17 protein-coding genes, 1 other RNA gene and 1 pseudogene are annotated in these 22,778 nt (G+C 68.2%); 10 read left to right on the forward strand and 9 right to left on the reverse strand.

Annotated elements, in window-relative coordinates; all coding sequences use genetic code 11:
* Window positions 1-5 precede the first annotated feature (5 nt).
* Window positions 6-1,844 carry a tetratricopeptide repeat protein gene (locus KY49_RS03665; protein ID WP_042583405.1) on the reverse strand — a complete coding sequence of 613 codons (1,839 nt, stop codon included), beginning with the start codon at window positions 1,842-1,844 and terminating at the stop codon, window positions 6-8.
* A 128-nt stretch (window positions 1,845-1,972) separates the two neighbouring features.
* Between KY49_RS03665 and KY49_RS03670 the strand changes: the two genes are divergently transcribed.
* Complete coding sequence (locus KY49_RS03670; protein WP_042583406.1) at window positions 1,973-3,622, forward strand: FAD-dependent monooxygenase; 1,650 nt, start codon at window positions 1,973-1,975, stop codon at window positions 3,620-3,622.
* Window positions 3,623-3,647: 25 nt separating this feature from the next.
* Here the strand turns inward: KY49_RS03670 and KY49_RS03675 are convergent, their stop codons facing one another.
* The 4 genes and pseudogenes from KY49_RS03675 to KY49_RS03690 all read right to left on the reverse strand — a co-directional run bounded on the left by KY49_RS03675 (window position 3,648) and on the right by KY49_RS03690 (window position 8,943).
* Window positions 3,648-3,899 carry a formate dehydrogenase subunit delta gene (locus KY49_RS03675; protein WP_042583407.1) on the reverse strand — a complete coding sequence of 84 codons (252 nt, stop codon included), beginning with the start codon at window positions 3,897-3,899 and terminating at the stop codon, window positions 3,648-3,650.
* A gap of 7 nt (window positions 3,900-3,906) precedes the next feature.
* Window positions 3,907-6,860 (reverse strand): annotated as a pseudogene (fdhF, locus tag KY49_RS03680) (formate dehydrogenase subunit alpha).
* Window positions 6,861-6,877: 17 nt separating this feature from the next.
* Window positions 6,878-8,455 carry a formate dehydrogenase beta subunit gene (locus KY49_RS03685; RefSeq protein ID WP_042583408.1) on the reverse strand — a complete coding sequence of 526 codons (1,578 nt, stop codon included), beginning with the start codon at window positions 8,453-8,455 and terminating at the stop codon, window positions 6,878-6,880.
* Complete coding sequence (locus tag KY49_RS03690; protein ID WP_042583409.1) at window positions 8,452-8,943, reverse strand: NAD(P)H-dependent oxidoreductase subunit E; 492 nt, start codon at window positions 8,941-8,943, stop codon at window positions 8,452-8,454. The genes KY49_RS03685 and KY49_RS03690 overlap by 4 nt, the downstream gene beginning before the upstream one ends.
* 131 nt (window positions 8,944-9,074) lie before the next feature.
* On the opposite strand from KY49_RS03690, the gene KY49_RS03695 reads away from it, so the two are divergent.
* The 3 genes from KY49_RS03695 to KY49_RS03705 all read left to right on the forward strand — a co-directional run bounded on the left by KY49_RS03695 (window position 9,075) and on the right by KY49_RS03705 (window position 11,206).
* Window positions 9,075-10,154: a substrate-binding domain-containing protein gene (locus tag KY49_RS03695; RefSeq protein WP_042583410.1), complete on the forward strand. Its 1,080-nt coding sequence runs from the start codon at window positions 9,075-9,077 to the stop codon at window positions 10,152-10,154.
* Between the two features lie 128 nt (window positions 10,155-10,282).
* Entirely contained in the window at window positions 10,283-10,552 is a 270-nt protein-coding gene (locus tag KY49_RS03700) for a hypothetical protein (RefSeq protein ID WP_042583411.1), read from the forward strand.
* 300 nt (window positions 10,553-10,852) lie between these two features.
* Window positions 10,853-11,206, forward strand: a complete 354-nt coding sequence (locus KY49_RS03705) for a DUF4148 domain-containing protein (protein WP_042583412.1) — start codon at window positions 10,853-10,855, stop codon at window positions 11,204-11,206.
* A gap of 297 nt (window positions 11,207-11,503) precedes the next feature.
* Here KY49_RS03705 and ssrA read toward each other — a convergent pair.
* The 4 genes from ssrA to ompA form a co-directional block, all read right to left on the reverse strand.
* Window positions 11,504-11,873: a transfer-messenger RNA gene (ssrA, locus tag KY49_RS34760) on the reverse strand.
* A 17-nt stretch (window positions 11,874-11,890) separates the two neighbouring features.
* On the reverse strand, window positions 11,891-12,607 hold the full coding sequence (gene gph, locus KY49_RS03710; protein WP_042583413.1) for a phosphoglycolate phosphatase: 717 nt from the start codon (window positions 12,605-12,607) through the stop codon (window positions 11,891-11,893).
* Between the two features lie 16 nt (window positions 12,608-12,623).
* The gene (gene ubiG / locus KY49_RS03715) at window positions 12,624-13,322 is read right to left on the reverse strand and encodes a bifunctional 2-polyprenyl-6-hydroxyphenol methylase/3-demethylubiquinol 3-O-methyltransferase UbiG (RefSeq protein ID WP_010091733.1); all 699 of its coding nucleotides are present in this window, start codon (window positions 13,320-13,322) and stop codon (window positions 12,624-12,626) included.
* Between the two features lie 153 nt (window positions 13,323-13,475).
* Window positions 13,476-14,147 (reverse strand): outer membrane protein OmpA, encoded by a 672-nt coding sequence (gene ompA / locus KY49_RS03720; RefSeq protein ID WP_042583414.1) that lies wholly within the window; start codon window positions 14,145-14,147, stop codon window positions 13,476-13,478.
* Window positions 14,148-14,660: 513 nt separating this feature from the next.
* Here ompA and gyrA point away from each other — a divergent pair.
* From gyrA to aroA, 6 genes are all read left to right on the forward strand, one after another.
* Window positions 14,661-17,264, forward strand: coding sequence for a DNA gyrase subunit A (gyrA, locus tag KY49_RS03725; protein ID WP_029226461.1), 2,604 nt, complete (start codon window positions 14,661-14,663; stop codon window positions 17,262-17,264).
* Window positions 17,265-17,366: 102 nt separating this feature from the next.
* The gene (locus KY49_RS03730) at window positions 17,367-17,963 is read left to right on the forward strand and encodes a DUF2059 domain-containing protein (protein WP_042584542.1); all 597 of its coding nucleotides are present in this window, start codon (window positions 17,367-17,369) and stop codon (window positions 17,961-17,963) included.
* 159 nt (window positions 17,964-18,122) lie between these two features.
* Window positions 18,123-19,205 carry a 3-phosphoserine/phosphohydroxythreonine transaminase gene (gene serC / locus KY49_RS03735; RefSeq protein ID WP_042583415.1) on the forward strand — a complete coding sequence of 361 codons (1,083 nt, stop codon included), beginning with the start codon at window positions 18,123-18,125 and terminating at the stop codon, window positions 19,203-19,205.
* Between the two features lie 35 nt (window positions 19,206-19,240).
* The gene (gene pheA / locus KY49_RS03740; RefSeq protein WP_042584543.1) at window positions 19,241-20,323 is read left to right on the forward strand and encodes a prephenate dehydratase; all 1,083 of its coding nucleotides are present in this window, start codon (window positions 19,241-19,243) and stop codon (window positions 20,321-20,323) included.
* Between the two features lie 180 nt (window positions 20,324-20,503).
* Window positions 20,504-21,457, forward strand: a complete 954-nt coding sequence (locus KY49_RS03745; protein WP_042583416.1) for a prephenate dehydrogenase — start codon at window positions 20,504-20,506, stop codon at window positions 21,455-21,457.
* Window positions 21,458-21,469: 12 nt separating this feature from the next.
* Complete coding sequence (aroA, locus tag KY49_RS03750; RefSeq protein ID WP_042583417.1) at window positions 21,470-22,774, forward strand: 3-phosphoshikimate 1-carboxyvinyltransferase; 1,305 nt, start codon at window positions 21,470-21,472, stop codon at window positions 22,772-22,774.
* Window positions 22,775-22,778 lie beyond the last annotated feature (4 nt).

Here is a 22,778-nt window from a genome sequence, read left to right on the forward strand (position 1 = left end):
TGGGCTCAGGCAGTGCGCAGCATGTCGGCGACTTCGCTCACGACGTCGCGCCATTGCCCCGGCGCGGGCTGGCGCACGAGCCGGGCTTGCGGATACCACGGGCAGTCGCGACCGCCGAACCAGCGCCAGTCGGCCGCGAACGGCAGCATCAGCCACAACGGCTTGCCGAGCGCGCCGGCGAGGTGCGCGGCTGCGGTGTCGATCGACACGACGCCGTCGAGCCGTTCGATCAGCGCGGCCGTCGCGGCGAAGTCGGTCAGCCGGTCGCCGAACGGGTGGACGCGCGGATGCGCGTCGAGGCGGGCCAGCTCGTCGTCGTCGACGGCCGGCTGCAGCACGATCCAGTCGATGTCGGGCAACGCGAACAGCGGCTCGAGCTCGGCCAGCGGCATCGAGCGATTGTCCCGTGCGTTGCGCCGCCCGGACCAGACGATGCCGAACTTGCGTCGTTGCTGCCCGCCGAGGGAGCCGCGAAAGCGCCGGCGGGCTGCGTCCGGGGTGTGGAGGTAGCGCGTGCCGGACAGGATGTCGTCCGGCTGCAGCCCGAGCGCGAACGGCAGGCTCAGCAGCGTGCAACCGATGTCCGCCGCGGGCGCCTTCGCCGCGCCCTGCGCGACGAGCGTGACGCGCCAGCGCGCGGCGGCCGGTTCGAGCAGCGCGACGAGTTCCGGCTGCACTTCGAGCACGACGTGCGCGCAGCGCGCGCGGGCGAGCGGCACGAAGCGGACGAACTGCAGCGTGTCGCCGAACCCCTGCTCCGCGCGGATCAGCAGCGTGCGCGACGCGATCGGCTCGCCCTGCCAGCGCGGCAGCGCGCCGAGCGGCGTCGCGCCGGGCGTGGCGTGGCGCGCCTCGTAGGCGGGCAGGCCGCGGGTGAAATCGCCGAGCGTCAGCAGCGTGACCGCGCGATGCAATTGCGCCAGCGTGAAGTCCGGCTCGACGCGCAGCGCCTGGTCGAACGCGCGCAGCGCCATCTCGTGCGCGCCGAGCGCGTGGTGCGCGGTGCCGAGGTTCAGCCATGCGAGGCTGAACGACGGATCGAGGCCGACCGCGCGTTCGTAGTAGGGCAGCGCGTCGCGATGGCGGTCCTGCGCGCTCAGCGCGTTCGCGAGGCCGAACAGCGCGAGCGGAAAGGACGGATGCAGCGCGAGCGTCGCTTCGAACGCCGCGGCCGCTTCGGCGTGGCGGCCGACCGCGTCGAGCGTGTTGCCGAGGTTGAAATGGGCGGCGACGAAGCGCGGCTGCGCGGCGATGGCCGCGTGGAAATGCGCGATCGCGTCGTCGGCCCGGCCCATCGCGGACAGCGCCATCGCGAGGTTGTTGTGCGCGCCGGCATGGCCCGGCCGCAGCGCCAGCGCGCGATGGAACGCGGCCAGCGCATCGTCGTGGCGGCCGAGCGCGTTCAGCGCGTTGCCGAGATTGTTGTGGATCGACGCGTCGTCGGGCGTGAGCCGCAGCGCGCGGCCGAACGCGTCGATCGCCTCGTCGTGACGCTGCAGCGCCGCATACGCGTTGCCGAGGTTGTAGTGCGCGAGCGGAAATTCGGGTGCGAGCGTCAGCGCGTTGCGAAAGCGGTCGAGCGCCTCCTCCACGCGGCCGAGCGCTTTCAGCGCATTGCCGAGATTGAGCTGCAGCGCGGCATCGTCCGGGCGCAGCGCGACCGCGCGGCCGACGAGATCGGCCGCTTCGGCGTGCTGCCCCTGCTGATGCCGAAGCACGCCGAACAGATGCAGCGCGTCGGCGTCAGCGGGATTGGCGGCGAGCGCGGCGCGGTAGCCGTGCTCGGCGTCGGCGAGGCGGCCCGCGCGATGCGCGGCGTACGCTCGGTCGAAGGCGGAATCCATGACGCGAAAACTGGCGGGAAACGCGCATTGTCCCATACCCGGCCAGGGGCCCCGGTCGGCCGTCCGGCATATGGTCCCGTCAGGCGGAGCGGCGTAGACTTGCAGGGTCGCGTGTCATCGAGGTTCTCATGGTCGACGAACTGCTCGATATCCCACCCGTGCTGGTCGTCGGCGCGGGGCCGACCGGCCTTGCCGCCGCGATGAGCCTTGCCCGGGCGCGCGTGCCGGTGCGCGTGATCGACCAGGCGGCGGAGCCGTCGCCGTATTCGCGCGCGATCGGCATCCAGGCGCGCACGCTCGAATTGCTGGAGCAGCACCGCGTGGTCGAACCGTTTCTCGCGAGCGGGCATCGCGCGCACGCGGCGGCGCTGCACGCGGACGGCCGCGTGATCGCCCGGCTCGATTTCGATCCGCTGCAGACGCGCTATCCGTATCTGCTTTTTCTTGACCAGAGCGTCACGGAGCGGCTGCTCGCCGAGCATCTCGAAAGCCTCGGCGTCACGGTCGAGCGCGGCCTTGCGCTGACCGCCTGCGACGCGGGCGGCGCGTCCCTCGACGTGACGATCCGCGATGCGCGCGGCGCGGAGGAGCGGCTCGCGCCGTCGTACCTGATCGCCGCCGACGGCGCGCACAGCACGGTGCGGCATCTGCTCGGCGTGGGCTTTGCCGGCCGGCCGTTCGAGCAGACCTTCCTGCTCGCCGATCTCGCGGCGATTCCCGACTGGCCGGACGACGAGATTCATCTGTTCACGACGGCGGAAGGCATCGCGGGCCTGTTTCCGATGGGCGACGGCCGCTACCGGCTGGTCGCGGACCGGCCGCGGGAGAACGGCGCGCTGTCCGACGAGCGCGGGCCGTCGCTTGCACAATGCCAGGAGATCGTCCGTGCGCGGATGGGGACGCCGATCGTCCTGAGCGACCTGACGTGGTCGTCCTATTTCCACCTGCATAGCAGGATGGTCGAGCGCTTGCGGCACGGGCGCGTGTTCTTCGCGGGCGACGCCGCGCACGTCCATAGCCCGGCGGGCGCGCAGGGCATGAACACCGGCATCCAGGAGGCGTTCAACCTCGGCTGGAAGCTCGCGCGGGTGCTGGGCGCGGGGGCGCCGGAGCGGCTGCTCGACACGTATCACGCGGAGCGCCATCCGATCGAGCGCGACGTGTTGCGGCAGACGAGCTTCCTGACGCAGATCGTCGAGGCCGATCGCGGGCCGATGAAGCTGTTGCGCGATCATGTCGTGCCGCTGCTGGCGTCGTTCGGGCCGATGCGCGACGCAGTGCGGCGCACGGTCAGCGAACTGGGGGTGCAGTACCGCAAGAGCCCGCTCACGCTCGAGCGCGTGCTCGACGGCGGCCCGCGCGCGGGAGAGCGGGCGCCCGATGCGCTCGTGCACGTGATCGACGGGCCGCTCGGGCAGGCGCCGGGCGTCGCGCGGCTGTTCGACCTGCACGAGCCGACGGGCTTCACGCTGCTGCTGCTCGAGGAGCCGCCCCAGGAGGGCGGGGCGGGCGCGCCGCCGCCCGCTGCCGAGGCCGCGCAAGCGCTTGCGCAGTCGCTCGAACGGATCATGCCGGGCGCGGTGCGCGTGTGGCGCGTCGCCGATACCGAAGGCGACGGCGCGGCAGGGCTGGCCGACGCCTACGGCCGGTCTCGTCCGTCGTTCTACCTGGTGCGGCCCGACGGCTACATCGCGGCGCGCGGCCGGCTCGCGTCCGACACGAACGCGCTGCTGCGCCACTGCGAGAGCTGGTTCGCCGGCGTGTCGCTGCCCGCGTAGCGGCGGCGATACGCCGGTCGGGCGTTCAGACGGGCGCGTCGGCAGGCGTCAGCGTGTCGCGATAGGCGGCAATCGCCTCGCGGACGATCGGCGCGGCGCGCTGCGCCGCGTCGCCGGCCGGATCGTCGAACGCCGCGAGCAGCGCGCGGCGCATCCGCGGTTCCCAGAAGCGCCGGATGTGGTCGGCGATACCGGCCAGCGCCTCGTCGCGATCCGGCATCGATGCAAAGAACTCGCCGATCTGGTTGGCCATGTCGATCAGGTGTCCGGTGTTCATGGCGTCCTCACTTGCCGGTCGTCACGGCCGCGGGCGGGGCTGCGCGGCGTTCGAGCAGGTCGAGCTGCTCGGCGTTGAAGCGCGCGTACGCGCGCTGCCAGTCGGACGGCTGCGCGACCGGCATCACCTGTACCGCCGTCACCTTGTACTCGGGGCAGTTCGTCGCCCAGTCCGAGCTGTCGGTCGTGATCACGTTCGCGCCCGATTCGGGGAAGTGGAACGTCGTGTATACGACGCCCGGCTGCATGCGCTCGGTCACGAGCGCGCGCAGCACGGTCTGGCCCGCGCGCGACTCGATGCCGACCCAGTCGCCGCTGCGGATCCCGCGGTCCTGCGCGTCGTGCGGATGAATCTCGAGCCGGTCCTCCTTGTGCCACTGCACGTTGTCGGTGCGGCGCGTCTGCGCGCCGACGTTGTATTGCGACAGGATGCGGCCCGTCGTCAGGATCAGCGGATAGCGCTGCGTGACCTTTTCCGGCGTCGGAATGAACTGCGTGATCATGAACCTGCCCTTGCCGCGCACGAACGTGTCGATGTGCATCGTCGGCGTGCCTTCCGGCGCATGCTCGTTGCACGGCCACTGGATGCTGCCGAGCGCGTCGAGCTTCGCGTACGACACGCCCGAGAAGGTCGGCGTGAGCCGCGCGATCTCGTCCATGATCTCCGACGGATGCGCGTAGTCCATCTCGTAGCCGAGCGCGCGGGCGAGCATCAGCGTCACTTCCCAGTCCGCGTAGCCGGCGAGCGGCGGCATCACCTTGCGCACCCGCGAGATGCGGCGCTCCGCGTTCGTGAACGTGCCGTCCTTCTCGAGGAACGACGAACCGGGCAGGAACACGTGCGCGTACTTCGCCGTCTCGTTCAGGAAGATGTCCTGCACGACGATGCACTCCATCGACGACAGCGCGGCCGCGACGTGCTGGGTGTTCGGGTCCGACTGCACGATGTCCTCGCCCTGGCAGTACAGCCCCTTGAAGCTGCCGTCGAGCGCCGCGTCGAACATGTTCGGGATGCGCAGCCCCGGCTCCGGCTGCAGCTTGGCCGCCCACGCGTCCTCGAACAGCGCGCGCACGCCGGCGTCGCCGATATGCCGGTAGCCGGGCAGCTCGTGCGGGAACGAGCCCATGTCGCACGAGCCCTGCACGTTGTTCTGGCCGCGCAGCGGATTGACGCCGACGCCTTCGCGGCCGATGTTGCCGGTCGCCATCGCGAGGTTCGCGATGCCCATCACCATCGTCGAGCCTTGCGCGTGCTCGGTCACGCCGAGCCCGTAGTAGATCGCGGCATTGCCGCCGGTCGCGTACAGCCGCGCGGCGGCGCGCACCTGCTCGGCCGGCACGCCGGTCACGTCCGCGGTCGCTTCCGGCGAATTCTCGGCGCGCGAAACGAACTCGCGCCACTGCTCGAACGCGCGCGTCTCGCAGCGTTCGGCGACGAAGGCCGTGTCGACGAGCCCTTCGGTGACGATCACGTGCGCGAGCGCATTGACGATCGCGACGTTGGTGCCGGGGCGCAGCTGCAGGTGATGCGACGCCTTCACGTGCGGGCCGTCGACCACGTCGATGCGGCGCGGATCGACGACGATCAGCTTCGCGCCTTCGCGCACGCGGCGCTTCAGGCGCGAGCCGAACACGGGGTGGCCGTCGGTCGGGTTCGCGCCGATCACGACGATCACGTCGGCCTTGGCGACCGACGCGAAGGTCTGCGTGCCGGCCGATTCGCCGAGCGTCGTCTTCAGGCCGTAGCCGGTCGGCGAGTGGCACACGCGCGCGCAGGTGTCGACGTTGTTGTTGCCGAACGCGGCGCGCACGAGCTTCTGCACGAGATAGGTTTCCTCGTTCGTGCAGCGCGACGACGTGATGCCGCCGATCGAGTCGCGGCCGTACTTCGCCTGCAGCTTGCGGAACTGCGTGGCGGCATAGGTGAGCGCCTCTTCCCAGCTCACTTCGCGCCACGGGTCGGTGATCCTCTCGCGGATCATCGGCTTAGTGATGCGATCCTTGTGCGTCGCATAGCCCCACGCGAAGCGTCCCTTCACGCACGCGTGGCCTTCGTTCGCGAGGCCGTTCTTGTGCGGCGTCATGCGCACGACCTGCGTGCCTTTCATCTCCGCCTTGAACGAGCAGCCGACGCCGCAATACGCGCAGGTCGTCACGATCGCGTGCTCGGGCTGGCCGAGCTGCACGACCGACTTCTCCTGCAGCGTCGCGGTCGGGCACGCGGCCACGCACGCGCCGCACGACACGCATTCCGAATCCATGAACGCTTCGCCTTCGCCCGCGGCGACGCGCGATTCGAAGCCGCGCGCCGCGATCGTTAGCGCGAACGTGCCCTGCGTTTCCTCGCACGCGCGCACGCAGCGGTTGCAGACGATGCACTTCGACGGGTCGTACGTGAAGTACGGATTCGACTCGTCCTTTTGATCGCGCAGATGGTTCGCGCCGTCGAAGCCGTAGCGCACCTCGCGCAGCCCGACGACGCCCGCCATGTCCTGCAGGTCGCAGTCGCCGTTGGCGGGGCAGGTGAGGCAGTCGAGCGGGTGGTCGGAGATGTACAGCTCCATCACGTTGCGGCGCAGCGCCTGCAGCCGGTCGGACTGCGTGCGCACCTTCATGCCGGCTTCGGCCGGCGTCGTGCACGACGCCGGATAGCCGCGCCGGCCTTCGATCTCGACGAGGCACAGCCGGCACGAGCCGAACGGTTCGAGCGAGTCGGTCGCGCACAGCTTCGGCACGTTCACGCCGGCTTCGATCGCCGCGCGCATCACCGACGTGCCGGCCGGCACCGTGACCGGCTGGCCGTCGATCTCGAGCGTGACGTCGGTATCGGCGTAACGCTGCGGCGTGCCATAGTCGGTGTCGTCGAACGGATCGCGCGCGCGCGCGCCTGCGCGGCGCTCTTGCACGCGCACTGGCCCGAGCCGCAGCCGCCTTGTCTGGAATTGAGCGCATCGAGGGACATGCAATGCTCCTTCTGGGTCAGGCCGCGGCCTTGGCCGGGCCCGGCGCGGCATCCTTGCCGGCGGCGAGCCCGAAATCTTCGGGGAAATGGTCGAGCGCGGACAGCACCGGGTACGGCGTCATCCCGCCCATCGCGCAGAGCGAGCCGGCGAGCATCGTGTCGCACAGGTCGCGCAGCAGCGTGACCTGGCGCTCCGACGTGTCGCCCCGGCGGATGCGCGCGATCGTCTCGACGCCGCGCGTGGAGCCGATCCGGCACGGCGTGCATTTGCCGCACGATTCGATCGCGCAGAATTTCATCGCGTACTCGGCGAGCTCGGCGAGGTTCGACGTGTCGTCGTGCAGCACGATGCCGCCGTGGCCGACCACCGCGCCGATCGCCGCGTACGCCTCGTAATCGAGCGGCACGTCCCATTGGTGCTCGGGCAGGTAGGTGCCGAGCGGGCCGCCGACCTGCGCGGCGCGTGCGGGCCGGCCGCTGGCGGTGCCGCCGCCGAAATCGAACAGCAGCTCGCGCAGCGTGACGCCGAACGCGAGTTCGACGAGCCCGCCGTGCCGGATGTTGCCGGCGAGCTGGAACGGCAGCGTGCCGCGCGAGCGGCCCATCCCGAAGTCGCGATAGAACGCGGCGCCGCGCGCGAAGATCACCGGCGCGGTCGCGAGCGTGATCACGTTGTTGATCACGGTAGGCTGGCCGAACAGCCCGGCGAGCGCCGGCAGCGGCGGCTTCGCGCGCACGACGCCGCGCTTGCCCTCGAGCGATTCGAGCAGCGCGGTTTCCTCGCCGCATACGTACGAGCCCGCGCCTTTCGCGACGTGCAGCTCGAACGCGTGCGCGGAGCCGAGTACGCTCGCGCCGAGCCAGCCGGCGTCGCGGGCGCGCGCGATCGCGGCTTCGAGCGTCGCGATCGCGTGCGGATATTCGCTGCGCACGTAGATGTAGCCGATCGTCGCGCCGGTCGCGATGCCCGCGATGATCATCCCTTCGATCAGGCAGTACGGGTCGCTTTCCATGATCAGGCGATCGGAGAACGTGCCCGAGTCGCCTTCGTCCGCATTGCAGACGATGTATTTCTGATTCGCGCTCGCGTGCCGCACCGTGCGCCATTTGATGCCGGCCGGAAATGCCGCGCCGCCGCGGCCGCGCAGGCCCGACTCGATCAGCGCGTCGCACGCGGCGTCGCCGTCGAGCGCGAGCGCGTTCTTCAGGCCGGCGAGGCCGTCGTGCCGCAGGTAGTCGTCGATCGACAGCGGGTCGGTCAGGCCGATGCGCGCGAACGTGAGGCGCTGCTGGCGCGCGAGATACGGCAGCGCGTCGACGAGGCCGACGCCGCTCGGGTGTGCGCCGCCGTCGAGCCAGTTGGCGTCGAACAGGGCAGGCACGTCGGCGGCCGACAGGTTCGCATAGCCGACGCGGCCGGCCGCCGTGCCGATCTCGACGAGCGGTTCGAGCCACAGCAGGCCGCGCGTGCCGTTGCGCACGAGGTCGATCGCGATGCCGCGCCGTTCGGCTTCCGCGACGATCGCGGCGGCGAGCGCATCGGCGCCGAGGGCGAGCGCGGACGAATCGCGCGGCACATAGATGCGGGTCGTCATGCGGTCTCCTGAGCGTGGGCGACGGCGTCGGCGAGCAGCGCGTCGAATTTCTCCGGGGTGACCTTCGCGTGCAGCACGCCGTTGACCGTCATCGACGGCGATTGCGCGCAGAGCCCCAGGCAGTAGACGGACTCGAGCGCGACGGCGCCCGGCGCGACGGCGCCCGCGTGCGACGCGTCGAACGTGCAGCCGGTGCGCGCTTGCGCGTGCGCCGCGAGCGCCTCGCAGCCCATGCTGCGGCACGCTTCGGCGCGGCACATCTGGATCGTCACGCGCGCCGGCGGCTCGGTGCGGAAATGGTGGTAATAGGTGAGGACGCCGTGCACTTCCGCGCGCGACAGGTTCAGCGCCTTCGCGAGCGGCGCGACGCAACCGGGCGGCACGTAGCCCGCTTCGTCCTGGATCGCGTGCAGCACGGCGACGAGCGACCGGCCGCCGTGCGCATGCCGCGCGACGAGTGCGTCGGGCGCTTCGGAAATCGGGGACATCTGTTATGCTCCTCCAAAGTCTCATATGCGCCGGTGATTCATATATTGCGCATGCTGACTTCGTTCTGTTGGATTTGGTTCAACGATAAGCGGAACATTGAGTGGTCGCAATAGGAAGTCATGGTGCATAAATGATTCGAGTCGAATGCGACGCAAATCTGATCGTGCGCGACAGCGAGGGGCGCAAGGCGAGCCTGTCGGACGTCGCGCCGCTGCTGGAGCTCGTCGCCGGGACGGGCAGCATCGCGCAGGCGGCGCAGGCCAAGGGGTTGTCGTACCGGCACGCATGGGGGGTGCTGCGCGCGCTGGAGGCCTGCGTCGGCGGCGCGCTGATCGAAACCGCGCGAGGCAAGGGCTCGGTGCTGTCCGAGCTCGGGCAGGCGGTCGTCGACGCGCAGCGCCTCGCGCGCAGCCGTCTCGACGGGAACCTGCGCGCGCTGGCCGCCGAAGTCGCGAGCGACCTGAACCGGCGGCTCGCGCAGCGCGACGGCGGCGTGCGGATCCACGCGTCGCACGGTTATGCGGTTGCGGCGCTCGTCTCTGCCCTGGTCGACGCACATGCGGCGGTCGACATCAAGTATCGCGAGAGCGTCGAGGCCGTGCAGGCGCTCGCGCGCGGCGAATGCGAGCTGGCGGGGTTTCATCTGCCGCGTGGCGAGTTTCGCGAACAATGCGCGCAGATCTACCGGCCCTGGCTCGACGACGCGCGCCACGTGCTGATTCACCTGACGCGGCGCAAGCAAGGGTTGTTCTTGCCGCGCGGCAACCCGAAGCAGGTGCGCGGCCTGTCCGACCTCGCGCGCGACGACATCCGCTTCGTCAACCGCCAGCCGGGTTCGGGCACGCGCATGCTGCTGGATCTCGCGTTGCGCCGGATCGGCGTCGATCCCGAACGCATCAACGGCTATGCGTCGGCCGAGTTGACCCATTCGGCGATCGCCGCGTTCGTCGCCAGCGGGATGGCCGATCTCGGCTTCGGCGTCGAGCCGGCCGCGCATCATTTCGGTCTCGATTTCATTCCGGTCGTCGACGAGGATTACTACTTCGCTTGCGAGCGCGAAGGGCTCGACGAGCGGCCGCTCGACGGCGTGCTGGCGTTGCTGCGCGATGCGCGCTACGTCGAGCGGGTCGCGCGTCTCGACGGCTACGATCCGGCCGCGTGCGGCACGGTGACGAGCGTCGCGGCGGGGCTCGCCGGCACGGACGCGTAGATGGCGCGCAGCGACAACGCACGGTAACGGGGCCGCGCGAGAGCGGCTCTGCAGCGGCTGCGGATTTGCGCTACGCTTGCCGCTCGATCAACGTTCCAACAAGCACGCCAGCCAGGCGTCGTCACGCCATGAAACTTTCCCTTCCCCTCGCCGCGGCAGCGTTGACCGCGGGGTTGCTGATCGCGGCTTCGCCGCTCGCGTTCGCGCAGAATTCGCCCGGCGTGCCCGGCGGCATTCTGAGCGACCAGTTCCGGCTGAATGAACATCCGCAGATGCCGTTTGCGGCGTCGGCGCCGTCGAAGAAATATCAGAGCGGCAAGAAATCCGCGCTGCGCCGCAAGGGCGACCTGGGTGATCCGAACGGCTGCAACCTGAAGTGCCCGATGGACGGCGAATGAAGCGGCGATGAGGGCGTCCGGGCGTCGCCCGGCGTGGTTTCGTTCCCGGGCGTACTGACATGTTTCATTCATTGCGAGCCCCGCGAGCATCCTGCTTCGCGGGGCTCGCGCGTTTCCGCGGTACCGGCGGCAAACGGAGCCCGCGAGAATCTGACGCTTGCGTAGTGGTTAACCCGTATTCTGGAAGTCTGTCTTCCCGAAACCTGCCTTATTCTTAAGCAACTGCCTACATAAACTTCAGGTGTCAGCGATGAACGAGGTGTTCATCGCGAAAACGGACAAATCTGGAGGTAGGTCATCATGAAATCGCTCGTTCAAGCCGTCGTCGTTGCTGCAGCCCTCGTTGCCCCGGTCGTGTCGTTCGCCCAGCCGGGTTCGCAGATTACCCGCGCGCAGGTGCGCGCCGAACTGGTTCAGCTCCAGCAGGCAGGCTACAACTCGGCACGCGGTGAAGATCCGCATTACCCGGAAGCGATCCAGGCCGCGACCGCGCGCGTCGCCGAGCAGCAGCGCAATGCCGTCGCGCAGGCGCAAGGTGTCGATGCGAGCGGTTACGGCGCGCAAGCGCAGGGCTCATCGGCGTCCGGTTCGCGCGCAGCGGGCGTGCGTCCGGCCACTGCCGACGAAATGAACTTGCTGTATCGCGGCAGCTAAGCCGCGCGTCACCCGGGACGGCGGGCGGAGCGTCAGGTGCGACGATCAGTCGCGCGGCGCGCCGAACGGTCGGGCCAGGGTGGGCTGTCGCCGCGTGCGCCTGTATGAGGCGCTCGCGGGGCGGCCCGATATCCGTCACCTCCTGCCGCCGGGTTTTCCGCGGCATTCCGCCCGGCCCATCGGGGCTGGGCGCTTTTTCCGAAGGAGGGCGGCACCGTGCGCCACGGATGCGTTGCACAGGCAACAAAAAACCCCGCAGGACGGTCGTCGTGCGGGGTTCGTTGCATCGCGAGAATTTGGTGGAGGCGGCGGGAATCGAACCCGCGTCCAGAAGCGCTCCACGACCAGTTCTACATGTTTAGTTCTGTCATTTGATTTAACCGCAGCGACGCGGACGAACACGCTGCGCTACGGCGATTCGCTAGGTTTTCGACCCGGGCGTCGCGACGCCGCCAAGGCTTAACTGACGTAAATGACCTCTGGCGGTATTGCTACCGGTCTTGCGACGCTAGCCCGTCAGTGAACTAGGCAGAGGACGGCGGCCCTTAGGCTGCCAGTGCGAACGTATCGTCGTTTGCAGTTACGTTTTTCCCATTGATTAACGAGGTGACGGGTCCTCGACATGCCCTAGCCGCTTCACAACCCCTGTCGAAACCAGGTCGCCCCCGCGGATAAGATCTAACATTATAGCCCAACATCGCGCAGCAGCTCGCGTAATTGCTGCGTCGTTTCGACAAGGTGCTGCGCTTGCCAGTCTCCCGGCGCGGCGCCGTCGCCGCAATAGCCATAGGCGGCCGCGACGGTCGCCATGCCCGCCGCGCTGCCGGCCTGAATGTCGCGCAGGTCGTCGCCGACGTAGACGATGCGTTCGGGCGAGATCGTCAGCTGTCCGGCCGCATGCAGCAGCGGGGCAGGGTGCGGCTTCGCGTGCGGCGTCGTGTCGCCCCCGACGACGCACGCCGCGCGCGGGCCGAGGCCGAGCAGGCCGACGAGCGGTTCGGTCAGGCGCATCGCCTTGTTCGTGACGATGCCCCAGCGCACGCCGCGCGCGTCGAGTTCGTCGAGCAGCGTGTCGATGCCGGGGAACAGCGTCGTGTGCACGCAAAGGTCGGTCGCGTAGTTGGCCAGGAACTCGTCGCGCATCGCGTCGTAGTCGGCCGATTGCGGGGTGATGCCGAATGCGCCGCCGAGCAGGCCGCGCGCGCCGGCGGACGCCAGCGGCCGCAGCGTGTCGAGCGGGGTTTCGGCCAGCCCGCGCGCGCGCTGCATCTTGTTGACGGCGGCCGCGAGATCGGGTGCGGTATCGGCGAGCGTGCCGTCGAGATCGAACAGCACCGCGTCGCAGCGCTGCAGGCCCGGGTCGTCAGGCGCGGCCCGCGTGGGCGAGAGGGAAGTCGTCATACCGGTCGAATCGTTGTCACGCACCGCGACGGCACGCGACGAGATAATTGATGTCGGTGTCGTTCGACAGCGCGAAGCGCTTGCCGAGCGGATGATACGTGATGCCCTTGATCTCCACGACGTGCAGATCGGTGGCGCGCACGAAGCCGGCCAGTTCCGACGGACGGATGAAGCGTGCGTAGTCGTGCGTGCCCTTCGGCAGCATTTGTGCGATGTACTCGGCGCCGATCACCGCGAACAGGTAGGACTTCAGGTTGCGGTTCAGCGTCGAGAAGAACACCCAGCCGCCCGGCTTGACGAGCGTTGCGCAGGCCGCGACGACATTGGCCGGCGACGGCACGTGCTCGAGCATTTCCATGCACGTGACCACGTCGTAGGTGCCGGGCTCGCGTTCCGCGATCGCTTCGGCCGCGATCGCCTCGTAGTCGACCGTCACGCCGCTCTCGAGGCTGTGCAGGTCGGCGACGCCAAGCGCTTCGGTGGACAGGTCGATGCCTTTCACCTGCGCGCCGAGCCCCGCCATCGATTCGGACAGGATGCCGCCGCCGCAACCGATGTCGAGCACGCGCTTGCCGGCCAGATGGGCGTGCGCGTCGATCCAGCCGAGCCGGACCGGGTTCAGGTCGTGCAGCGGCTTGAATTCGGCATTCGGATCCCACCACCGATGGGCGAGGTCGCTGAATTTCTGGAGTTCGTGCGGATCGGCGTTGGTCATGTCGGCAAACGGGCTACGGGAGGAGGGCGACGCATCGCTGCATCAAGCCCCGAGTATATAAGCGGGCGGACGGCGAGGCCAGCGAGCGCCCCGGCAGGCGTCAATGAAAAAGCCCCGCCGAGGCGGGGCTTTGAGGCAGTCGAGGACCGCGGCTTACTGTGCCGGAACGGTCGTCTTCTGCACTTCTTGCGTACCGACCACTTCGACTTCCACGCGGCGGTCCGGTGCGAGGCAGGCGATCAGCTGCTTGCGGTTCTTCTGGTTGCAGCCGGTCGTGACCGGGTTGCGCTTGCCCTTGCCTTCCGTGTAGATCTTGTTGGCCGGGATGCCCTTGCTGACCAGGTACGACTTCACGGCTTGCGCACGGCGCAGCGACAGACGGTCGTTGTACTTGTCCGAACCGATGCGGTCGGTGTAGCCCGTTGCGACGACCACTTCCGTGTTCATGCCCTGGATCTTGCCAGCCAGGTCGTCCAGCTTCTGCTTGCCCAGCGGCTTCAGCGTTGCCTTGTCGAAGTCGAACAGTGCGTCGGCTTGATACGTGATCTTCTGGCTCGAGATTGCCGGAGCTGCCGGTGCGACCGGGGTCGGTGCGGCTGCCTGGGTGACCAGTGCGCCATCGCACTTCGCATTGGCGGTGGCCGGCGTCCAGAATGCATCGCGCCAGCAAAGCTCGTTCGTGCCGTTCATCCAGACGTATTCGCCGGTACCGTTCACCCAGTTGTCATTCACGGCTTGTCGCGACGCCGGCACCGATTGTGCCGATGCGGATGCAGCCATAACTGCGGTAGCTGCAATGAACGCGAGCTTTGAAAGTTTATTCATATTTCTCCTCTCGAAATTGAGATTACCGCAGGTTTACTGCGAGCCTGTTGACGGTGACAAGTCATACATTGCTCGAAGTATAACATTGGTGCGGCACAAAAAACGCGGCGCCGCTCTGTGTAGACTTCGAGCAGCGTCTAACTTTCAGTGCGTTGGCATTTTGCCATATCGTTCCCTTCCCACGAAAAAAAATCCTCCCCACCCCAACATCGCCTCTCCGTTTGTGGCGCATGCGCAACACCGCCCTGCCGTAACTTTTAGAGATTGTCAAGTGTGCGGGTGCGAATTTGCGCGCGGGTGCGGGAATGTCTGCGTGTACATGTGAAATGGCCGGGCGGGGTGCTTTCGGGGCGCGAACGGGCATGCGGGCGGCCGCCGCGGCTTTCGCCATTCTTATATAGAGGGGGGGCGAATTTGCGGGAGAAGTGCGCATGTTAGAATCTCGCGTTGCGTTGCGCATGCAGCGCTCATGCGAAAGGCGTTCCCGTCTTCGCTCCGAAAAGATACGGATACATGGATCAATTCGCCAAAGAGACCCTGCCCACCTCCCTCGAGGAGGAAATGCGCCGTTCGTATCTCGATTACGCGATGAGCGTGATCGTCGGACGTGCCCTTCCGGATGTCCGCGATGGCCTGAAGCCCGTGCACCGGCGCGTCCTGTTCGCGATGCACGAACTGAACAACGACTGGAACCGGGCCTACAAGAAGTCGGCGCGTATCGTCGGCGACGTGATCGGTAAGTACCACCCTCACGGCGACAGCGCGGTCTACGAAACGATCGTGCGGATGGCGCAGGATTTCTCGCTGCGCTACATGCTGGTCGACGGGCAAGGCAACTTCGGCTCGATCGACGGCGACAACGCCGCCGCGATGCGTTACACCGAAATTCGCATGGCGAAGATCGGTCACGAGCTGCTTGCCGACATCGACAAGGAAACCGTCGATTTCGGCCCGAACTACGACGGCAGCGAGATGCAGCCGCTGATCCTGCCGTCGCGGATCCCGAACCTGCTGATCAACGGTTCGTCGGGCATCGCGGTCGGCATGGCGACCAACATCCCGCCGCACAACCTGAACGAAGTCGTCGACGCGTGCCAGCACCTGCTGCACAACCCTGAAGCGACGATCGACGAGCTGATCGAGATCATCCCGGCGCCGGACTTCCCGACGGCGGGCATCATCTACGGCGTCGCCGGCGTGCGCGACGGCTATCGCACCGGCCGCGGGCGCGTCGTGATGCGCGCGGCCACGCACTTCGAGGAGATCGACCGCGGCCAGCGGATGGCGATCATCGTCGACGAGCTGCCGTACCAGGTCAACAAGCGCTCGCTGCTCGAGCGCATCGCCGAGCTCGTCAATGAGAAGAAGCTCGAGGGCATCTCCGACATCCGCGACGAGTCCGACAAGAGCGGCATGCGCGTCGTGATCGAGCTCAAGCGCGGCGAAGTGCCGGAAGTGGTGCTGAACAACCTGTACAAGGCGACCCAGCTGCAGGACACCTTCGGCATGAACATGGTCGCGCTGGTCGACGGCCAGCCGAAGCTGCTCAACCTGAAGGAAATCCTGCAGTGCTTCCTCGCGCACCGCCGCGAAGTGCTCACGCGCCGGACAGTCTACGAACTGCGCAAGGCGCGCGAGCGCGGCCACGTGCTCGAAGGCCTCGCGGTGGCGCTCGCGAACATCGACGAGTTCATCGCGATCATCAAGGCCGCGCCGACGCCGCCGATCGCGAAGCAGGAGCTGATGGCCAAGGCGTGGGATTCGTCGCTGGTGCGCGAGATGCTCACCCGCGCCGAGACCGAGAACGCCACGGCGGGCGGCCGCGACGCGTATCGCCCGGAAGGGCTGAACCCGGCGTTCGGCATGCAGGGCGACGGCCTTTACAGGCTGTCCGACACGCAGGCCCAGGAAATCCTGCAGATGCGCCTGCAGCGCCTGACCGGCCTCGAGCAGGACAAGATCATCGGCGAATACCGCGACGTGATGGCGCAGATCGCAGACCTGCTGGATATCCTGTCCCGCCCCGAGCGGATCACGGTGATGATCGGCGAGGAGCTGACCGCCGTGAAGGCCGAATTCGGCGATGCGCGCCGCTCGAAGATCGAGCTGAACGCGACCGAGCTGAACACCGAAGACCTGATCACCCCGCAGGACATGGTCGTCACGATGTCCCATTCGGGCTACGTGAAGTCGCAGCCGCTGTCCGAATACCGCGCACAGAAGCGCGGCGGCCGCGGCAAGCAGGCGACGCAGATGAAGGAAGACGACTGGATCGAGACGCTCTTCATCGCGAACACGCACGACTACATGCTGTGCTTCTCGAACCGCGGCCGCGTGTACTGGGTCAAGGTCTACGAGGTACCGCAGGGCTCGCGCAATTCGCGCGGCCGCCCGATCGTCAACATGTTCCCGCTGCAGGACGGCGAGAAGATCAACGTCGTGCTGCCGGTCAAGGAGTTCTCGGCCGACAAGTTCGTGTTCATGGCGACGTCGCTCGGCACCGTGAAGAAGACGCCGCTCGAGGCGTTCAGCCGCCCGATGAAGAAGGGCATCATCGCGGTCGGCCTCGACGACGGCGATTACCTGATCGGCGCGTCGATCACCGACGGCGCGCACGACGTGATGCTGTTCTCCGACGCCGGCAAGGCGGTGCGCTTCGACGAGAACGACGTGCGTCCGATGGGCCGCGAGGCGCGCGGCGTGCGCGGGATGCAGCTCGAGGATGGCCAGCAGGTCATCGCGATGCTGGTCGCGGGCAGCGAGGAGCAGTCGGTGCTCACCGCGACCGAGAACGGCTACGGCAAGCGCACCCCGATCACCGAGTACACGCGTCACGGCCGCGGCACGAAGGGCATGATCGCGATCCAGACGTCCGAGCGCAACGGCAAGGTGGTCGCCGCGACGCTCGTCGACGCCGAGGACCAGATCATGCTGATCACCACGGCCGGTGTCCTGATTCGCACGCGCGTTTCGGAGATTCGCGAAATGGGACGCGCCACGCAAGGTGTTACACTCATCAGCCTCGACGAGGGTACGAAGCTCTCCGGCCTGCAGCAGATCGCGGAAGCCGAAGATGGCGACGGCGAGGCCGACGAGGCGTCGGACGGCGAAGCCTGAACAAGGATGTGACTCTCGAGCGGCCGCGGGCAGGCGCGCAACGCGAACAAGCGCGCCGCGTGCGGCGAAGTACCCATTCATATTTCCAAGAAGGGAGTGATGATGCAAAAGCAATTCAAGCGACTGGTCCTGCTGGCTGCACTGGTGCCGACGTTCGCGATGGCGCAATCGCTGTCGAACCCCGCGCCGGCTCCGGCGGCGGCTGCGCCGATCGACGCCGACAAGAAGGCTGCGATCAAGGATCTGCTCGACGCGATCGACGCGCCGAAGCTCGTGTCGGCAATCGGCAACAGCGCTGAAATGCAGGCGAAGCAACTGGTGCCGGCGATCCTGTCGGACGCGCTGTCGGAAAACAAGACGCTGAACGACAAGCAGAAGCAGGCTGCGGTCCCGACGCTGCAGAAGAACGCAGTGCCGAAGCTGGTCGACGGCGCGGGCAAGGTGTTCTCGACGCCGGCGTTCAGCAACGACGCGATGCAGGCTCAGTACGACGCGTACGCGAAGTACTACAGCACGTCGGAGATCAAGGACCTGACGACGTTCTACAAGAGCACGACGGGCCGCAAGTTCATCCAGGTGCAGGATCAGGTCGGCCGCGACGTGGTCAACGGCCTGATGCAGAAGTACATGCCGCAAGCGATCCAGGCGACGCGCGCGCAGGCTGACAAGGAAGTTTCCGCAGTCAAGCCGGGCAAGTAAGCCGTCGCGGTCCGCCCCCGGCCGCGCGGCCGGGTTTGGCGGGAGCCTGACGACAGTGCGATAATGGCCGTTTGCGCGTGAGCGCAAGCGGCCATTCCTTTTCTGGCGCGGTTCCTTTGCCGGCGGCGAGCCGGCCGCGTCCCTCCCGAGGTTTTCACGATGCGCGTCTTTAATTTCTCCGCCGGCCCCGCGGCGATGCCCGAGGAAGTGCTGCGGCAAGCCGCCGACGAAATGCTCGACTGGCATGGCAGCGGCATGAGCGTGATGGAGATGAGCCATCGCGGCAAGGAGTTCATGTCGATCCACGAAACGGCGCTCGCCGACCTGCGCGAGCTGCTCGACGTGCCGGCGAGCCACCGGATCCTGTTCCTGCAGGGCGGCGGCATCGCGGAAAACGCAGTCGTGCCGATGAACCTGCTCGGGTCGCGCAAGACGGCCGATTTCGTCGTGACGGGCTCGTGGTCGCAGAAGTCGTTCAACGAGGCGAAGAAGTACGGCACGCCGCATCTCGCCGCGACCGGCAAGACCGACGCCGGCTACACGCGCGCGCCGGCCCGCGCCGAATGGCAGCTGTCGGACGATCCGGCCTACGTGCACCTGTGCACGAACGAGACGATCGACGGCGTCGAGACGTTCGAGATTCCCGATCTCGGCGACGTGCCGCTCGTCGCGGACGTGTCGTCGCACATCCTGTCGCGCCCGATGGACGTTGCGAAGTACGGCGTGCTGTTCGGCGGCGCGCAGAAGAACATCGGGATGGCGGGCGTCACGCTCGTGATCGTCCGCGAGGACCTGCTCGACCGCGCGCTGTCGATCTGCCCGTCCGCATTCGAATGGAAGACGGTCGCCGCGAACAACTCGCTGTACAACACGCCGCCGACCTACGCGATCTACATCGCGGGCCTCGTGTTCCAGTGGCTGAAGCGGCAGGGCGGCCTGAAGGCGATCGAGGCCCGCAACATCGAGAAGGCGAAGCTGCTCTACGACACGATCGACGCGAGCAGCTTCTATTTGAACAAGGTCGAGCCGGCGGCGCGTTCGCGGATGAACGTGCCCTTTTTCCTGGCCGACGAAACGCGCAACGAAGACTTCCTTGCCGGCGCAAAGGCGCGCGGGCTGCTGCAGCTGAAGGGCCACAAGTCCGTCGGCGGCATGCGGGCGTCGATCTACAACGCGGTGCCGCTCGAGGGCGTGAAGGCGCTCGTCGAGTATATGAAGGATTTCGAGCAGCACCGCGCCTGACGGCGGCGGTGCTGGTCAACAGCACGGCAAAACGCATGGACGACGAACTGAATTCCCGCCTGAAACCGCTGCGCGACCGCATCGATGCGATCGACGCGCAGCTGATCGAGCTCCTGAACCAGCGCGCCGCGGTGGCGCTCGAGGTAGGCGAGGTCAAGAAGCACTTCAACGCGCCGGTGTTCCGGCCGGAACGCGAGCTGCAGGTGATCAACCGCCTGCAGGACATGAGCGCGGGGCCGCTCGCGAGCGAGCACATCAGCGCGATCTGGCGCGAGATCATGGCCGCGAGCCGCGCGCTCGAGCAGACGATCCACGTCGCGTTCCTCGGGCCGGTCGGCACGTACAGCGAACAGGCAATGTTCGAGTATTTCGGCCAGTCGATCGAAGGACTGCCGTGCCCGTCGATCGACGAGGTGTTCCGCTCGGTCGAGGCGGGCGCCGCGGCGTTCGGCATCGCGCCGGTCGAGAATTCGACCGAGGGCGCGGTGTCGCGCACGCTCGACCTGCTGCTGCAGACGCAACTGCTGATCAGCGGCGAGCTCGCGCTGCCGATCCACCACAACCTGCTCACGCAGAACGGCACGCTCGACGGCGTGAAGCGCGTGTGCGCGCATGCGCAGGCGCTGGCCCAGTGCCAGCAATGGCTGTCGGCGAACGCGCCGCAACTCGAGCGGCAGGCGGTCGCGAGCAATGCCGAGGCGGCGCGCCTCGCGGCGGCCGATCCGACGGTTGCCGCGATCGCCGGCGACCGCGCGGCCGCGCACTACGGCCTGCAGATCGCGTTCTCGCTGATCCAGGACGATCCGCACAACCGCACCCGTTTCGTGATCGTCGGCAAGCAGCCGGCGGGGCCGAGCGGCCACGACCAGACCTCGCTAATCGTGTCGGTGAAGAACGAGCCGGGCGCGGTGTTCAAGCTGCTCGAGCCGCTCGCGCGGCACGGCGTGTCGATGACCCGCTTCGAGTCGCGCCCGGCGCGCGTCGGTACGTGGGAGTACTACTTCTACATCGACATCGAAGGGCACCGGGACGACGCGTCGGTCACGGCCGCGCTCGCGGAACTTGGCCAGAAGGCCGCGTTCCTGAAGATTCTCGGTTCGTATCCGCGCGCGCGCTGACGGGGCGCGCGTCGCGGTGGTGCCGGCGCGCATCGCGCCGGAGTGGGCACGGCAGGCCGGTCGGCGCTGCCGAAGGCGGGGCGGACGACGTTCGGCGCATGGCGCCGGCCGCCGGTCCGCCCGGAATCTGGACTCACGCGTAGCGCGGCATCGGCCGCCACGCGCAACTTGGCTCTTGTCGTGTCAGGCTTTGCATTCAACAAACTGGTCATCTTCGGCGTCGGCCTGATCGGCGGATCGCTGGCCCGTGCGCTGCGCGAGCGCGCGCCGGGCGGCGCGGGCGAGATCGTCGGCGTCGGTCGCTCGGCGGCGTCGGTCGAGCGGGCGGTGTCGCTCGGCGTGATCGATCGCGCAGCGGCGCTCGACGACGATGCGCAATTGCGCGACGCGCTCGCCGGCGCCGATCTGGTGCTGCTGGCCGCGCCGGTCGCGCAGACGGGCCCGCTGCTCGCACGCATCGCGCCGTGGCTCGCCGGCGCGACGATCGTCACCGACGCGGGCAGCACCAAGTCGGACGTGGTGGCCGCCGCGCGCGACGCGCTCGGCGCGCGCGTCGCGCAGTTCGTGCCGGGGCATCCGATCGCCGGGCGCGAATCGAGCGGCGTCGAGGCTGCGCTGCCGGACCTGTACGTCGGCCGCAACGTCGTGCTGTGCCCGCTGCCGGAGAATCCGGCGGCGTCGGTCGCGCGGATCGACGCGATGTGGCGCGCGACCGGCGCCGACGTGCGGACGATGAGCGCGCAGCAGCACGATCGCGTGTTCGCGTCGGTGAGCCATCTGCCGCACGTGCTGTCGTTCGCGCTCGTCGAGCAGATCCTCGGCGAGGCGGACGCGGAACTGAAATTCTCGTATGCGGCGGGCGGGTTCCGCGATTTCACGCGCATCGCCGCATCGAGCCCCGAAATGTGGCGCGACATCTGCGTCGCGAACCGCGCCGCGCTGCTCGACGAGCTCGACGGCTACACGCGCGTGCTCGAACGGCTGCGGGCCGCGATCGACGCCGGCGACGGCGCGGCGCTCGAAACCGTATTCGCGCGTTCGCGCGCCGCGCGCTCGGCGTGGCAGGAGCGCGGCGGCAAGCACGCGCCCGGCGAGCCGGCCCCCGGACAGCCAGCCCAAACGATCAGGAAATAACAGGAAGCTCCCATGGAATATCTCGATCTCGGCCCGTACTCCAGCGCATCGGGCACCGTGCGCCTGCCCGGCTCGAAGAGCATCTCGAATCGCGTGCTGCTGCTCGCGGCGCTCGCCGAAGGCGAAACGACGATCACCAATCTGCTGGATTCCGACGACACGCGCGTGATGCTCGATGCGCTCGACAAGCTCGGCGTGAAGCTCGCGCGCGACGGCGACACCTGCGTCGTCGCCGGCACGCGCGGCGCGTTTACCGCGAGGACGGCCGACCTGTTCCTCGGCAACGCGGGCACCGCGGTGCGGCCGCTCACGGCGGCGCTGGCGGTCAACGGCGGCGACTACCGCGTGCACGGCGTGCCGCGCATGCACGAGCGGCCGATCGGCGATCTCGTCGACGGCCTGCGGCAGATCGGTGCGCAGATCGACTACGAGCAGAACGAAGGCTTCCCGCCGCTGCGCATCAAGCCGGCGTCGATCAAGGTCGACGCGCCGATCGTCGTGCGCGGCGACGTGTCGAGCCAGTTCCTGACCGCGCTGCTGATGACGCTGCCGCTCGTGAAGGCGCCGGACGGCCGGATCGTCGTCGAGGTCGACGGCGAGCTGATCTCGAAGCCTTACATCGAGATCACGATCAAGCTGATGGCGCGCTTCGGCGTGAGCGTCGAGCGCGACGGCTGGCAGCGCTTCATCGTGCCGGCCGGCGTCCGCTACAAGTCGCCGGGACGGATCATGGTCGAGGGCGACGCGTCGTCCGCGTCGTACTTCCTCGCGGCCGGCGCGCTCGGCGGCGGCCCGCTGCGCGTCGAGGGCGTGGGGCGGGCGAGCATCCAGGGCGACGTCGGTTTCGCCAACGCGCTGATGCAGATGGGCGCGAACGTGACGATGGGCGACGACTGGATCGAGGTGCGCGGCATCGGCCACGACCACGGCAAGCTCGAAGCGATCGACATGGATTTCAACCTGATTCCCGACGCGGCGATGACGATCGCGGTCGCGGCGCTGTTCGCCGACGGCCCGAGCACGCTGCGCAACATCGCGAGCTGGCGCGTGAAGGAGACGGATCGCATCGCGGCGATGGCGGCCGAGCTGCGCAAGGTCGGCGCGACCGTCGAGGAAGGGCCGGACTACCTGGTCGTCACGCCGCCGGAAAAGCTCACGCCGAACGCGGCGATCGACACCTACGACGATCACCGGATGGCGATGTGCTTCTCGCTCGTGAGCCTGGGCGGCGTGCCGGTGCGCATCAACGATCCGAAGTGCGTCGGCAAGACGTTCCCCGACTATTTCGACCGCTTCACCGCGCTCGCGAAAGCCTGACCCC

This window comes from Burkholderia sp. MSHR3999, from assembly GCF_000833595.1.
In the GTDB taxonomy this organism is placed as follows: Bacteria; Pseudomonadota; Gammaproteobacteria; order Burkholderiales; family Burkholderiaceae; genus Burkholderia; species Burkholderia ubonensis.